This window comes from Streptococcus cuniculi (assembly GCF_004570575.1).
GTDB lineage: Bacteria > Bacillota > Bacilli > Lactobacillales > Streptococcaceae > Streptococcus > Streptococcus cuniculi_A.
In genome coordinates, this window is the sequence record NZ_SPPD01000018.1 from 27,035 (window position 1) to 42,030 (window position 14,996).

A 14,996-nucleotide genomic window follows, 5' to 3' on the forward strand; every position below is an offset into this window, starting at 1 on the left:
AAGCCATGCCAGTAGATAGCCATGCCATCAAACAAGAATTTCCGATTTTAGACCAGTTGATTCATGATGAGCCTTTGGTCTATCTCGATAATGCAGCAACTACTCAGAAACCTCAAGCCGTATTAGAAGAGATACTGGACTACTACCAGACAGACAATGCCAATGTTCACCGAGGTGTTCATAGCTTGGCAGAGCGAGCAACCAGTCGCTATGAAGCGGCGCGCGAACGCGTGAGGCAGTTTATCCACGCGAAGTCTACCAAAGAAGTGCTCTTTACAAGGGGGACGACAAGTAGCCTCAACTGGGTAGCCCGTTTTGCAGCTCAAATGTTGCGAACGGGTGACGAAGTTCTGATTTCCATTATGGAACATCATGCCAATATCATTCCTTGGCAACAGGTCTGTCAAGCGACAGGAGCCAAACTGGTCTATGTCTATCTGAAAGATGGATATTTGGACATGGAGGATCTGCAGTCCAAGTTATCGTCCAAGACCAAATTTGTCTCTATTACTCATGTGTCAAATGTCTTAGGTGTGGTCAATCCGATTAAGGAAATCACCCGACTTGCTCATCAAGTAGGAGCAATCATGGTGGTAGATGGAGCCCAATCAATCCCTCATATAGCGATTGATGTGCTAGATTTAGATGTGGATTTCTTTGCCTTTTCAGGCCATAAGATGTTGGGACCCACAGGAATCGGTGTTCTCTATGGCAAGGAGCAGTGGTTGTTGCAGATGGAGCCGGTGGAGTTTGGCGGTGAAATGATTGACTTTGTCTATGAGCAATCTGCTACTTGGAAAGACTTGCCTTGGAAGTTTGAGGCAGGGACGCCCAATATGGCAGGTGCCATTGGACTTGCCAAAGCTATTGATGTCTTGGAAGAAATCGGTATGGAGCATGTTGCGACTCACGAGCAAGAATTGATGTCCTATCTCTTTCCGAAATTACAGGTAATGAAAGGGATTGAGATTTATGGGCCACAGGAGCTAGCCCAGCGTTCAGGTGTGATTTCTTTTAATGTGAAAGGGCTACATCCTCATGATGTAGCAACGGCGCTTGATTATGAGGGGGTAGCTGTTCGGGCAGGACATCATTGTGCCCAGCCACTTCTTGCCTATTTGGGAGTGCAATCAACGGTTCGCGCTAGTTTCTACCTTTACAACACTAAGGAAGATTGTGACAAATTGCTGGAGGCACTGGAGAAAACAAAGGAGTTTTTCAATGGCACTTTCTAAACTAGAGAGTCTTTACATGGCTGTCGTGGCCGACCATTCGAAGCACCCTCATCATCAGGGAAGGATTGACGGGGCTCATCAGGTGGATTTGAACAATCCCACTTGTGGCGATGTGATAAACCTATCTTTGAAGTTCGATGACAGCGGAGAAATGATTCAAGACATTGCCTTTGTCAATGCAGGCTGTACCATTTCAACCGCTTCAGCCAGCATGATGACTGACCTTGTGCTTGGAAAGACCAAAGCAGAAGGTCTTGAATTAGCGCAAGTTTTTTCAGAAATGGTGCAAGGTCAGACGGATGCACGTCAGAAAGAATTAGGAGATGCAGCTTTTCTGGCAGGCGTTGCCAAATTCCCCCAGCGCGTGAAATGTGCGACATTAGCATGGAATGCCCTCAAAAGAGGATTAGAAGAATAGAAAATAAAATAGAAGATAGATCATAGAGGAGGAAAGAATGGCAGAAGAAAGAGTAGAGCCAAAACCGATTGACCTTGGTGAGTATAAATTTGGCTTTCATGATGATGTAGAGCCGATTATGTCGACAGGAAAAGGCTTGAATGAAGAAGTTATTCGTGCCTTATCGGCAGCTAAAAATGAACCAGAATGGATGTTAGAGTTCCGTCTCAAATCCTATGAGGCTTTCAAAAAAATGCCCCTTGAAACATGGGGAGCTGATCTTTCAGAGATTGATTTTGATGACTTAATTTACTACCAAAAAGCATCTGACAAACCAGCCCGTTCGTGGGACGATGTGCCAGAAAAAATCAAGGAAACCTTTGAGCGTATCGGGATTCCAGAGGCAGAGCGTGCCTATTTGGCAGGGGCAGCTGCCCAGTACGAATCAGAAGTGGTCTACCACAATATGAAAGAAGAGTTTGAAAAGTTGGGCATTATCTTTACCGACACAGACTCCGCTTTGAAAGAATATCCAGACCTTTTCAAACAGTATTTTGCCAAGCTCGTTCCACCGACTGATAATAAATTAGCTGCCCTAAATAGTGCTGTTTGGTCAGGGGGGACCTTTATCTATGTACCCAAAGGGGTCAAGTGTGACATTCCTCTACAGACCTACTTCCGCATTAACAACGAAAGCACCGGACAGTTTGAGCGAACCTTGATTATCGTGGATGAGGGAGCAAGTGTGCATTATGTGGAGGGCTGTACAGCACCGACCTATTCGAGCGATAGCTTGCATGCAGCGATTGTTGAAATCTTTGCCCTTGATGGTGCCTACATGCGGTATACAACGATTCAGAACTGGTCTGACAATGTCTACAACCTTGTGACCAAGCGCGCGCGCGCGATGAAGGATGCAACAGTGGAGTGGATCGACGGAAACTTGGGAGCCAAGACTACCATGAAATATCCGTCTGTTTACCTGGACGGTGAGGGAGCAAGGGGAACCATGCTGTCCATTGCCTTTGCCAATACCGGTCAACACCAAGATACAGGTGCCAAGATGATTCACAATGCACCGCATACTAGCTCCTCTATCGTCTCGAAATCCATTGCCATGGGTGGCGGAGCGGTTAACTACCGCGGTCAAGTCACCTTTGCCCGCAATTCCAAGAAATCAGTCAGCCACATCGAATGTGACACCATTATCATGGATGACATTTCAACATCAGATACCATTCCATTTAATGAAATCCACAACTCGCAGGTTGCCTTGGAACACGAGGCAAAAGTGTCGAAGATTTCAGAAGAGCAACTCTACTACCTCATGAGCCGTGGTCTATCAGAAGGCGAGGCCACAGAGATGATTGTCATGGGCTTTGTCGAGCCCTTCACCAAAGAACTCCCAATGGAATATGCCGTCGAACTCAACCGCTTGATAGCATACGAAATGGAGGGTTCTGTCGGTTAGATTCTTTAGGTTTGAAAAGCTATGAGGCTTTTCAAACCAAAGAATCTCCGACAGAAGTTGGAGATAGGGAAATGCGACAGCATTTCTACAATGATGAGGTTATAAATAAAAACCGAGCAAATCCATAAGCATAGGCTTATGGATTGCCGTCATATTACCGACAGAAGCTGGAGATAAAGAAATGCGACAGCATTTCTACAGCATAATCACCACTTGAGCAATCATTTTTCGGACCCAGCTGAAAAACTATGAGGCTTTTCAAACCACAGAATCTCCGACAGAAGTTGGAGATAGGGAAATGCGACAGCATTTCTACAGTTTAACCCTCGAAGAAGCCGCTATTTTCGGACTAAGCTGAAAAGCTATAAGGCTTTTCAAACCAAAGAATCACCAATAGAAGTTGGAAACGAGGAAAGACATGGCAGTATATAAAAAATCGCAGTTCAGAAATACTGCGATTTTTCATGTTCTTACAGGTTATGCTTTTTATAGTGGATTGAGAAAGGAGGAAGACAAGGCAAGGAGCTACACAGATAGAACGGACGTTCATCAAAGCGACTGAACGATTTTCTAACCTCTATTCAATTCACTATATTTTGCGAAAGGTAGGATCACCGTGCTCAATAGCTAGGGTATATTTGGCAAATATTTTTCCGAGTCCTTTTTTCTCCGTATTTCCTCAACAGGTAACATACTAGGCTTGTCAACAAAAATAGGTTGACAGTGATGAACTCAGGATAGCGGAATACTTCAAATTGAAAATGGAGGCAGATAATCCAAATGGTAAAGCAGATGGCTATAAGGATGCTATCTAGGAAAATATAGAGACATTTCAAGGTGAGACCAGCCTGTTGAGGACGCTTCAAAGATTCGGTCGTATGGGGTCTGAAATCTGGCAGATACAGTCTGCGATAGCTGAAACCGATCTCTTCTAAACGCAAGATAGCATAAAACCCAAATCGATGAAATCCTTGATAAATGGCCTCTCTTATCATCTTATATAAGAATATAGGAAGAAAGAGTGTTAGGATAGCAGGAAGGATTTCGTGCAAAATGAAAGTGACAATTGCACAGCAGGCAGCATTTACGCCCAAGAGTAGGATATAAGAATTAAAGTTTTTATTTTCGATCATAGTTTCTCATTCACATACCGCACAAAGTGATTCCACCAAGAAAATGGCCAAGTTGCAGGAGGTGTGTCCTGGGCAGCGATCAAGTCTATACTTGGCTGTTTGTTGTCGACATAGCCATGTCCAATCAGATCTGTATCATGCAAGGTTAGGCTTCCAAGGACAGTGCCCTTAGTGAGCGGTGCATCAAATACCTTATCGAGTCCCTTAGCCTTGGCTAGTGTTTCCTCTTTATAGCGTTTTCGCTTTGCAAACATGAGGTCTTGACTGGCTACGGCTGGAGCAGTCGCTTCTTTACCATTAAAGACGTTCACTTTACTATCGTGATACGGTTGACCAGCCTCTACGATAGGAGTCCAGACAAAATATTGATAGGCATAGTTCATCAGATTTATGGTCTCGATAAAACGTTTTTCAGGATATACATCACCCTCTTTGGTGTGTAAAATGACGGTGATGACTCGCATATTATTTTCAACACTAGTTGCGACCATAGAGGTTCCAGAAGCTGTCTTGAGACCGTCTACGCCATTTCGCTCATAGACTCCGCCTCTGAGCATCGGATTTGTGCCGTAGTAGGTCGTTCCATTTAACTGGAAATGAGACTGAGATGTCACACGCAGTACCTGCGGATAGTCGGCAATCAAACGGCGGGCGACGATGGCTACATCGAGAGCAGACAAGCGGTTTTCGGTGGCCTTCTGGTTTTCAGAAAGTTCCTTGTTTTCTAAGAGCTCCTGACTTAAGCCAGTTGCATTGACAATCGTCGCATCTGAAATCCCCCAAGAGGCTAATTTTTCCTTCATCAAATCCACAAAAGCCACTTCGCTGCCTGCTACCTGCTCTGCCAGTGCAATCGTTGCGCTGTTAGCAGAAGCAATTAAAGACGCGTCGATCAATTCCTGAACCGAATAGGAGCGTTTGTCCAATGGGATATTAGTCACAGGAGAGGTGACAGTCAGGTTATAGGCATAGTCTGAAATAGCAACAGGTGTGTCAAGGCTTAATTTTCCTTGGTCAATCGCCTCATATACCAGATAGATCGTCAGCAAATTAGAAATGGAGGCGATACTTGCTGGAGTAGTAGCACTTTGTTCGTATAGAATCTTGCCAGTCTGTGCTTCAATCGCAATAGCATGTTCTGCATCGGTACGATACTTGTCCGTAGCATGGACGGATACGGGTAGCGCTACTGCGACTAAAAGAGCAATCAGGGATAAATATATCAGTCGTTTCATATCTTTCATATACCTTTCGTTACCATTCATTTCTATTATATCATAAAAGCCCCGTACTCCTTAAATCTATCACAAGTACAACATTCAACTTGCACATATTTTCTAAACCAATAACAAATAACATCAGATTTTATTACGTTATTTTATTAGAAAAATGATATTTTATCACTTTTAAGGAGACGACAGGTATTCTTGTGGTGCAAAAAAATCCAATATTTATGCGTATTATTCAGTTTTAATACAAAAAAATGAATAAATTTTTAAAAAGATGTTTTTTTATAAAAACAGCGGTTTCAATCTTTACAATTGTCTGAATATTTGCTATAATCAGAATATGTTATAAAAATTAACATAAAAGGAGAAAATACGATGAAAACGAAAAAATGGCTTGTAACAGCTGGTGTTCTCGTGAGCACAGGAGTGCTCCTTACAGCTTGTGGTGGAGGTAGTTCAACTGCTTCTGAAGAAAGTGTCTATTCCTATGTCTACGCGACAGATCCAGATACCTTGGACTATACAGTGACCAACCGTGCCTCAACTTCTGAAGTGACCAGTAACTTGGTTGATGGTTTGTTTGAAAACGACCAATATGGCAATTTGGTACCATCCCTAGCTGAAGATTGGACTGTTTCAAAAGATGGTTTGACCTATACCTACAAACTCCGTAAAGACGCTAAATGGTTCACCTCTGAAGGTGAAGAATATGCGGATGTCAAAGCTCAAGACTTTGTCACAGGTTTGAAACATGCCATTGATTCAAAATCAGAAGCTCTTTACATCGTTGAAGACTCTATCAAAGGCTTGAAAGACTATGCTGAAGGGAAAACAAATGATTTCAGCAGCGTTGGTGTAAAAGCTATTGACGACTATACAGTAGAGTACACTTTGAACGCCCCTGAGTCATATTGGAACTCAAAAACAACCATGGGCATCCTCTTCCCAGTTAATGAAGAGTTCTTGAAGTCAAAAGGTAGCGACTTTGGAGCTGCAAAAGCAGATAGTATCCTTTCAAACGGACCATACCTCTTGAAGTCATGGGTTGCGAAGTCTTCTATGGAATATGCAAAAAATCCAAACTACTATGACAAAGACAATGTACATATCGACACTGTCAAACTAGCTTTCTTTGATGGCTCAGACCTAGAGTCTTTAGCTCGTAACTTCAAAGACGGTGCCTATACAGGAGCTGCCCTCTATCCAACTACAACTAGCTACCCTGCTATTGAAGAAGAATTCAAGGATAATATCATTGTATCCCAGCAAGATGCAACGACCTACTTTATGAATTTCAACTTGGATCGTAAGTCTTACAAGTACACTTCGAAGAAAGATGATGCCCAAAAGACAGCAACTAACGAAGCAATTTTAAACAAAAACTTCCGTCAAGCCATCAAGTTTGCCCTTGATAAGGCAGGAATGAATGCGCAAATGAACGGGGAGAAATTGGCTAATACCACCCTTCGTAATACCCTTGTACCACCAAGCTTTGTATCAATCGGAGATAAGACGTATGGTGATGTTGTTACTGAGAAACTAGTGACTTACGGTACAGAGTGGGCAGACATCAACTTGGCTGATGCGACAAATGCGTACTACAATCCAACAAAAGCCAAAGAAAAAATCGCGAAGGCTAAGTCTGAGTTGGAAGCAAAAGGTGTGAAATTCCCAATTCATATAGATCTGTTGGTTATTGAAACAGATAAAAATGATGTAGCTAGAAAGAGTTCTATCAAACAGTCTATCGAAGCCTCTCTTGGAGTAGAAAACGTTGTGATTGATCTTCAAAACAAATCTGAAGATGATGTTAATAACGCGACTTACTTTGCGACAACAGCCGCTCAAAAAGATTATGACTTTGCGATTTCAGGATGGGGTCCAGACTTCCAAGATCCATCTACTTACCTAGATATCCTAAATACGGACAATGGTGGTATGCTTCAAAATATCGGTTTAGAACCAGGGGAAGCAAATCCTAAAATTCAAGCAGTAGGTCTCGATACATATACCGAGATGCTAAAAGAAGCCAATAAAGAGCAGGATGTCAAAGTGCGTTATGAAAAATATGCAGAAGCAGATGCCTGGTTGCAAGATAGCGCCTTGATTATCCCAACTATTTCTAAAGGTGGACGTCCACAGCTTACTAAAGTTGTTCCATTCTCATCACCAACTTCTGATGTCGGAACTAAGGGTGACGCTACAATCTTCAAATACAAAAAAGTTCAAAAAGACATTGTAACTACAAAAGACTATGAAGCGGCACGTGAGAAATGGCTCAAAGAAAAAGCTGAATCCAACGCGAAATACCAAGAAGACTTGGCAAAACATGTAAAATAATCAGTAAGGGCTAAGCTGTAAGCTTAGCCCATTTTCTATCTTCAAGCTTCATTTATCCATTCAATCAAACGTTGTAATCAAAAAAATATTCAGAAAATTTGTTGTACTTTAAGTTTTTTTTATGATATAATGTAAGAACCAAGAAAAAATTAATGGAGAGTTACCATGAATAAAAAGAGATTGTTGATGTTGGCAGGAGTGAGCTTGCTAAGCGTTGGGGTGCTAGCTGGTTGCTCAGGTGGTTCTAGTTCTTCAGCTGGAAATGAAAGCGTATACGGATACGTTTACAGTGCTGACCCAGAAAGCTTGGACTATTTGACTACCTCCAAGGCTTCTACACTTGATATTGTGACAAACGGTGTAGACGGATTGCTTGAAAACGATCAGTACGGCAACCTTGTTCCATCTTTGGCTGAAGATTGGAAAGTCTCTAAAGATGGTTTGACTTATACCTACACGCTTCGCAAAGGTGTTAAGTGGTATACATCTGACGGCGAAGAGTATGCTGAGGTGAAAGCGCAAGATTTTGTGGCTGGATTGAAACATGCTGCCGATAAAAAATCAGAATCACTTTACTTGATTCAAGACTCTATTAAAGGATTGGATGCGTATGTTAAGGGTGAATCAACAGACTTTGCAAGTGTTGGAATCAAAGCTGTTGACGACTACACAGTTCAGTACACTCTAAACAGTCCAGAACCATATTGGAACTCTAAAACAACTAACGGAATTTTGTTCCCTGTAAACGAAGAATTTTTGACATCAAAAGGCGACAAATTTGCGCAGCCAACAGATCCAAGTTCTATCCTTTACAACGGTCCTTTCCTTTTGAAATCTCTCGTTTCAAAATCATCTGTTGAATTTGCTAAAAATGAAAATTATTGGGATAAAGACAATGTTCACCTCGATAGCGTAAAATTGTCTTACTATGATGGACAGGACGTCGACTCACTAGCTCGTAACTTCACTGAGGGAGCTTACTCTGTAGCTCGTCTCTTCCCTTCAAGTCCAAACTACGCTAAGGTTGCTGAAGACTTTAAAGATAATATCTTCGTGACACAACCTGGTGTAGGAAGTGGTGCAATCGGTGTCAATATCGACCGTCAAACTTACGAACACACATCTAAAAAGACAGATGAAGAGAAAAATTCGACTAAGAAAGCTCTTCTTAATAAAGATTTCCGTCAAGCAGTAAACTTTGCTTTTGACCGCAAGGCCTATTCTTCTCAAGTGAATGGTGAAGATGGCGCAGAGTATGCGGTACGTAATCTCTTTGTTCCATCTGATTTTGTATCTGTAGGAGAAAAGACTTTCGGTGATGTAGTAGAAGAAAAAATAATTTCTTACGGCGATGAATGGAAAGATGTGAAATTAGCTGATTCTGTTAACGGTATCTACAATCCAGAAAAAGCCAAAGCAGAGTTTGAAAAAGCTAAAAAAGCATTGGAAGCTGAAGGAGTTACTTTCCCTATTCATTTGGACACCCCAGTTGTAGAAACATCTAAGAACTATGTATCTCGGATGCAATCATTCAAACAATCTGTTGAAAGTGTCTTAGGTTCAGAAAATGTAGTGATTGATTTGCAAATGATGTCAGAAGACGATGCATACAACATTACCTACTATGCTGCGAACGCCAAAGCAGAGGATTGGGATATTTCAGGTTTGGTAGGATGGAATCCAGATTATAGCGATCCTTCAACTTACTTGGATATCTTGGAATCAACAAATCCTGACCAAACGAAGACCTACTTCGGTTTCGAAGGAGCTGATAACGCAAATGCCAAAGCAGTTGGCTTTGATACATATAACAAATTGACGGGCGACGCTAATAAAGAAGTTTCCGACATTGCAGCTCGCTACGAAAAATATGCAGAAGCTCAAGCTTGGATGGCAGATAGTTCTCTCTTAATGCCAACAATGGCAAGCTCTGGAGCAGCTCCATTCCTATCAAGAGTTGAGCCATTCAGCGGTGCATCTGCGACAAGTGGTAACAAGAGTTCTTCCTCATACTACAAGTACCTCAAAGTTGGTAAAGATGTCGTTACCAAAAAACAATACGAAGAAGCCCGCAAGAAATGGCTTGAAGAAAAAGCAGAGTCAAATGCTAAAGCACAAAAAGACCTTGAAAGTCACGTAGAATAAAAAAACTCACAAGAACTTTCTCCTAATCCGAGAAGGTTCTTTTGAAATTGAAGGAAATAATTTATGAAAAAATATATATTCATGCGTATTTTGCGTTCGATCGTGTCAATCTTCTTAGTGACGGCACTAACCTATACCATTATTTATACCTTGGTACCTAGACGATTGATTTTTAAGCAAGATCCGAACTATAACAAGATAGCAACGACCGATGATAAGCGCGATAATTATGAAAATACCATTTATGAACGAATGGGCTATATTGATTATTACGATACCAAGGAATTACAAGAAAAAGCTAGTAAAGAGTTCCCGTCTGTAACGGTTGAACCGACCGAAGATAATAAAAAAATGTACGAAGAGTATGTGAACAAATTAGGTCGTGGCTGGAAACTTGGTCAATTTACGGAAAGCAAGCAATTTTATGCGACGCGCGAAGTCCCACCTTTTGAACGTGTGTTAGATTTTTATGCAAACCTCATTCAGATCGATCACCCAAATGTGATACAGGATGAAACGAACCCTGATTTACAACGGTACATTCGTGTTGAAAATGATCCAGCGATTGGCTGGTCAGTAGTTGGTTCAGGAACGAAGCATAAATATCTTCTGTACTTTAACAACCAATTCCCTTACATTCATCAGAATTTTGTAACACTTAATTTAGGAAATTCATATCCAACCTATTCTAATATCCCTGTCTTGCAAGTTATCACGCAAGGTCAAGGGCAAACCAAGGCAGCGGAAGTACAATTTCCAACAGGGAAAAAGACCTCTTCTGTAAATATCTATTCCCGTACCTATAAATCACCAAGCCAGGCAGACTCTCGTGAAGTTGCAAACTATGGCAAGGATGACCCATATACTGCAACGGAAAACAATTATCAATACCCATCTATGATTGTCAGCTCTGCGATTGCTGGGTTGATTGGGCTTGCGATTTCGTATGCTGTAGCCATTCCTTTGGGGTCTTACATGGCTCGCTTTAAAAATACTTGGTTTGATAGTATTTCAACAGGCGTTTTGACTTTCTTGATGGCTCTTCCAACAATTGCTTTAGTGTATATTGTTCGGTTGATTGGCTCTCAAATGGGTTTACCTGACTCCTTCCCGATTTTAGGTGCAGGAAACTGGAAATCCTATGCCTTACCGTCAATTGTTTTAGGACTTTTATATATTCCGGGTCAGGCTATCTGGATTCGCCGTTATATGATTGACTTGCAATCACAAGACTTCGTGCGTTTTGCAAGAGCAAAAGGACTTTCAGAGAAAGAAATTTCCAACAAGCATATCTTTAAAAATGCCATGGTTCCCTTGGTTAACGGTATTCCAGGAGCCATTATTGGGGTTATCGGGGGAGCTACCTTGACTGAAACAATCTTTGCATATCCAGGTATGGGTAAAATGCTCATTGACTCTGTTAAGGCGGCCAATAACTCAATGGTAGTTGGTCTTGTCTTCATCTTTACATCAGTATCTATCTTTGCTTTGCTACTCGGTGACTTACTCATGGTAATGATTGATCCACGTATTAAATTAACATCAAAAGGAGGTAAATAATGGCTACGATTGATAAAACGAAATTTGAATTCGTTAAGCGCAATGATTTTGCCTCCGAAGCGATTGATGCGCCAGCCTATTCTTATTGGAAATCGGTTTTACGTCAATTTATGAAGAAAAAATCGACTATTCTGATGTTGGGAATTCTGGCGGCCATCGTTGTGATTAGCTTTGTTTACCCGCTCTTCTCAGATTTTGATTACAACGACGTCAGCAAGGTGAATGATTTTAGCGCGCGTTATATCAAGCCAAATGCTGAGCATTGGTTTGGAACAGATAGTAACGGTAAATCTTTGTTTGATGGTGTCTGGTTTGGCGCTAGAAATTCAATCTTGATTTCGGTTATTGCGACCTTTATCAATATGGTAATTGGGGTCATTGTTGGTGGAATCTGGGGTGTTTCCAAGTCTGTTGACCGAATCATGCTTGAAGTTTATAATGTTCTCTCAAACATTCCGTCACTCTTGATTATTATTGTCTTGACCTATTCTATCGGGGCAGGATTTTGGAATTTGATTTTCGCAATGACCGTGACTGGTTGGATTGGGATTGCCTATTCTATTCGTGTGCAAATTTTGCGTTATCGAGACTTGGAGTATAACCTTGCAAGTCAGACCTTGGGGACTCCGACCACGAAAATCGTGACGAAAAATATCTTGCCACAGTTGATTTCGGTCATTGTGACCTATTCAACTCAGTTGTTACCAGGGTTCATTTCTACGGAAGCATTCCTATCCTTCTTTGGATTGGGATTGCCAGTTACGGTGCCTAGTTTAGGACGCTTGATTTCAGATTATTCACAAAATGTAACAACCAATGCATATTTGTTCTGGATTCCATTGACAACCTTGATTTTGGTTTCTCTCTCACTTTTCATTGTTGGTCAAAATTTAGCGGATGCTAGTGATCCACGTACACATAGATAGGAGTAAATATGACAATTCAAAAAAATGTAATATTGACTGCTCGCGATATTGTCGTGGAATTTGACGTTCGTGACAGAGTGTTAACCGCTATTCGTGGTGTCTCCCTTGAGTTGATTGAAGGGGAGGTCTTGGCCCTTGTAGGAGAGTCAGGATCTGGGAAGTCTGTATTGACAAAGACTTTTACAGGAATGCTTGAAGAAAATGGCCGTGTAGCAAGCGGAAGCATTGACTACCGTGGCCAAGATTTAACAGCTTTAAAAGCGAACAAGGACTGGGCTGAAATCCGTGGTGGTAAAATTGCGACGATTTTCCAAGACCCAATGACAAGCTTGGATCCAATCAAAACTATCGGTAGCCAAATTGTCGAAGTCATTGTTAAGCACCAAGGGAAAAATCCAAAAGAAGCCAAGGAATTAGCTGTTGACTATATGGAAAAAGTTGGGATTCCTGAGGCGAAGAAGCGTTTTAACGAGTATCCTTTCCAGTATTCAGGTGGAATGCGTCAACGGATTGTTATCGCGATTGCTCTTGCCTGTCGCCCAGATATCTTAATCTGTGATGAGCCGACAACAGCCCTTGATGTGACGATTCAAGCACAGATTATTGACTTGTTGAAATCCTTGCAGAAAGAATACCATTTTACAACCATCTTTATCACCCATGACCTTGGTGTAGTCGCAAGTATTGCAGATAAAGTTGCAGTGATGTATGCGGGTGAAGTAGTAGAGTATGGAACGGTAGAAGAAATTTTCTACGATCCTCGTCATCCTTATACATGGAGCCTGCTCTCCAGCCTTCCGCAGTTGGCAGATGAAAAAGGAGAATTGTATTCAATTCCTGGAACACCACCGTCGCTTTACACACCTGTAAAAGGTGATGCGTTTGCTCTTCGTTCTGATTATGCGATGCAGATTGATTTCGAAGAACATCCGCCTGTTTTCAAGGTATCAGATACACACTGGGCTAAGACATGGTTGCTCCATGAGGATGCTCCTAGAGTTTATAAGCCATCTGTGATTGAAGATTTGCATGATAAGATTCGCTCAAAGGTTAGCTTTGCCAGCATAGATTTAGAGGAGGAAGGAAATGACTGAAAAATTAGTAGAAGTTAAAGATTTGGAAATTTCCTTCGGCGAAGGAAGTAAGAAGTTTGTAGCTGTAAAAAACGCAAATTTCTTCATCAATAAGGGAGAAACCTTCTCGCTTGTAGGAGAATCAGGTTCTGGTAAGACAACGATTGGCCGTGCGATTATCGGCTTGAATGATACCAGTGGTGGTGACATCCTTTATGAGGGTAAAAAAATCAATGGTAAGAAATCAAAAGAAGAATCCGCTGAATTGATTCGGAAAATCCAAATGATTTTCCAAGACCCAGCAGCGAGTTTGAACGAACGTGCGACGATTGACTACATCATCTCAGAAGGTCTCTATAACTTTAAGCTCTTTAAAGATGAAGAAGAACGTCAGGCGAAAGTCAAGGAAATTATCACAGAAGTTGGGCTTTTGGCAGAGCACTTGACACGGTATCCGCACGAATTTTCAGGTGGACAGCGTCAACGGATTGGGATTGCCCGTGCCTTGGTCATGAAACCAGATTTTGTTATTGCGGATGAGCCTATTTCAGCCTTAGACGTATCTGTCCGAGCTCAGGTTTTGAATCTTTTGAAAAAATTCCAAAGAGAACTTGGGTTAACCTATCTGTTTATCGCTCATGATTTATCTGTTGTTCGTTTCATTTCGGATCGTATTGCGGTTATTTACAAAGGGGTTATTGTCGAGGTTGCTGAAACAGAAGAGTTGTTTAACAATCCTATTCACCCGTATACCCAATCACTTTTATCAGCAGTGCCGATTCCAGATCCACTTTTAGAACGACAAAAAGTGTTGAAAGTATACAATCCAGATCAGCACGATTACAGTGTTGACAAGCCGACGATGGTAGAGATTCGTCCAGGACATTTCGTATGGGCAAATCAAGCTGAGATTGCTCGCTACAAAAAGGAATTGTAAAAACGGATATCACCTCATATTTAGGGAGCGCAGATTGCCTAGCCTAAATATGGGTTTTTTATTTGATGCTTTGTCCACTATAGTGGGTAACTTATAACGAAACACGAGAGGAGACGAAAATCGTCTTCTCTTTTTTGATGTTCAAAGCGAGGGAAATGCGTTTTGTAAAGCGGTCAAAGTTTCTGTAGCCAAAAGCATTTCGCTTGATGTCTTTAATGAACTTGTTGGTAGCTTCAAGATCGGCGTTAGAATAAGGAAGTTCAATGGCATTGGTGATATGTTTTGGTCAACTACAAGTCCCCCTAGTGAATGTATCAGGGATGGTTAACTTCAACTTGAATTTTACGAAAGTAAAAAAGCAAAGTAAAAATTTTTAAATTTTTTTGCAAAAAACGAGAAAAAGTAGTTGACATGAAAAAGAAGAGGTGATATACTAATATAGTTGTCGCTTGAGAGATCGGCATTACAAGACCTTTGAAAATTAAAGAAGACGAACCAAACGTGCAGGGTGGTTTATGGCAACATAAACCGTCAATGAACAAAAAAAGAT

The 14,996-nt window shown here is 41.4% G+C and carries 10 protein-coding genes and 1 pseudogene; 9 read left to right on the top strand and 2 right to left on the bottom strand.

Annotated features, from left to right (window positions below):
* The first annotated feature begins 5 nt into the window (after positions 1-5).
* Genes E4T82_RS10020 through sufB form a run of 3 tightly spaced genes read left to right on the top strand, consistent with a single transcriptional unit; the run spans position 6 to position 3,103 of the window.
* Complete coding sequence (locus E4T82_RS10020; protein ID WP_135182685.1) at positions 6-1,235, top strand: cysteine desulfurase; 1,230 nt, start codon at positions 6-8, stop codon at positions 1,233-1,235.
* Positions 1,222-1,653: a Fe-S cluster assembly sulfur transfer protein SufU gene (gene sufU, locus E4T82_RS10025; protein WP_135182686.1), complete on the top strand. Its 432-nt coding sequence runs from the start codon at positions 1,222-1,224 to the stop codon at positions 1,651-1,653. The genes E4T82_RS10020 and sufU overlap by 14 nt, the downstream gene beginning before the upstream one ends.
* Before the next feature lie 37 nt (positions 1,654-1,690).
* Positions 1,691-3,103, top strand: coding sequence for a Fe-S cluster assembly protein SufB (gene sufB, locus E4T82_RS10030; protein WP_135182687.1), 1,413 nt, complete (start codon positions 1,691-1,693; stop codon positions 3,101-3,103).
* A gap of 1,129 nt (positions 3,104-4,232) precedes the next feature.
* Here sufB and E4T82_RS10035 read toward each other — a convergent pair.
* Positions 4,233-5,471: a serine hydrolase gene (locus E4T82_RS10035; RefSeq protein WP_135182688.1), complete on the bottom strand. Its 1,239-nt coding sequence runs from the start codon at positions 5,469-5,471 to the stop codon at positions 4,233-4,235.
* A 369-nt stretch (positions 5,472-5,840) separates the two neighbouring features.
* Between E4T82_RS10035 and E4T82_RS10040 the strand changes: the two genes are divergently transcribed.
* The 6 genes from E4T82_RS10040 (at position 5,841) to E4T82_RS10065 (ending at position 14,446) form a co-directional block, all read left to right on the top strand.
* Positions 5,841-7,805, top strand: a complete 1,965-nt coding sequence (locus E4T82_RS10040) for a peptide ABC transporter substrate-binding protein (protein ID WP_135182689.1) — start codon at positions 5,841-5,843, stop codon at positions 7,803-7,805.
* A 165-nt stretch (positions 7,806-7,970) separates the two neighbouring features.
* On the top strand, positions 7,971-9,950 hold the full coding sequence (locus E4T82_RS10045) for a peptide ABC transporter substrate-binding protein (RefSeq protein ID WP_135182690.1): 1,980 nt from the start codon (positions 7,971-7,973) through the stop codon (positions 9,948-9,950).
* Positions 9,951-10,013: 63 nt separating this feature from the next.
* A complete protein-coding gene (locus E4T82_RS10050) occupies positions 10,014-11,510 on the top strand; it encodes an ABC transporter permease (protein WP_135182691.1) in 1,497 nt (498 codons plus the stop codon).
* Entirely contained in the window at positions 11,510-12,436 is a 927-nt protein-coding gene (gene oppC, locus E4T82_RS10055) for an oligopeptide ABC transporter permease OppC (protein ID WP_135182692.1), read from the top strand. Before E4T82_RS10050 ends, oppC begins: the two co-directional genes overlap by 1 nt.
* An 8-nt stretch (positions 12,437-12,444) precedes the next feature.
* A complete protein-coding gene (locus E4T82_RS10060) occupies positions 12,445-13,530 on the top strand; it encodes an ABC transporter ATP-binding protein (RefSeq protein WP_135182693.1) in 1,086 nt (361 codons plus the stop codon).
* Positions 13,523-14,446, top strand: a complete 924-nt coding sequence (locus E4T82_RS10065; RefSeq protein ID WP_135182694.1) for an ATP-binding cassette domain-containing protein — start codon at positions 13,523-13,525, stop codon at positions 14,444-14,446. The genes E4T82_RS10060 and E4T82_RS10065 overlap by 8 nt, the downstream gene beginning before the upstream one ends.
* Before the next feature lie 91 nt (positions 14,447-14,537).
* Here the strand turns inward: E4T82_RS10065 and E4T82_RS10070 are convergent.
* Positions 14,538-14,726 (bottom strand): annotated as a pseudogene (locus E4T82_RS10070) (transposase); the annotation flags it as partial.
* Between the last annotated feature and the right edge of the window lie 270 nt (positions 14,727-14,996).

Bases quoted from the DNA above. Each gene is read 5' to 3' on its own strand.
- E4T82_RS10020 (WP_135182685.1), top strand. From the start codon at position 6: ATGCCAGTAGATAGCCATGCCATCAAACAAGAATTTCCGATTTTAGAC.
- sufU (WP_135182686.1), top strand. From the start codon at position 1,222: ATGGCACTTTCTAAACTAGAGAGTCTTTACATGGCTGTCGTGGCCGAC.
- sufB (WP_135182687.1), top strand. From the start codon at position 1,691: ATGGCAGAAGAAAGAGTAGAGCCAAAACCGATTGACCTTGGTGAGTAT.
- E4T82_RS10035 (WP_135182688.1), bottom strand. From the start codon at position 5,471: ATGAAACGACTGATATATTTATCCCTGATTGCTCTTTTAGTCGCAGTA.
- E4T82_RS10040 (WP_135182689.1), top strand. From the start codon at position 5,841: ATGAAAACGAAAAAATGGCTTGTAACAGCTGGTGTTCTCGTGAGCACA.
- E4T82_RS10045 (WP_135182690.1), top strand. From the start codon at position 7,971: ATGAATAAAAAGAGATTGTTGATGTTGGCAGGAGTGAGCTTGCTAAGC.
- E4T82_RS10050 (WP_135182691.1), top strand. From the start codon at position 10,014: ATGAAAAAATATATATTCATGCGTATTTTGCGTTCGATCGTGTCAATC.
- oppC (WP_135182692.1), top strand. From the start codon at position 11,510: ATGGCTACGATTGATAAAACGAAATTTGAATTCGTTAAGCGCAATGAT.
- E4T82_RS10060 (WP_135182693.1), top strand. From the start codon at position 12,445: ATGACAATTCAAAAAAATGTAATATTGACTGCTCGCGATATTGTCGTG.
- E4T82_RS10065 (WP_135182694.1), top strand. From the start codon at position 13,523: ATGACTGAAAAATTAGTAGAAGTTAAAGATTTGGAAATTTCCTTCGGC.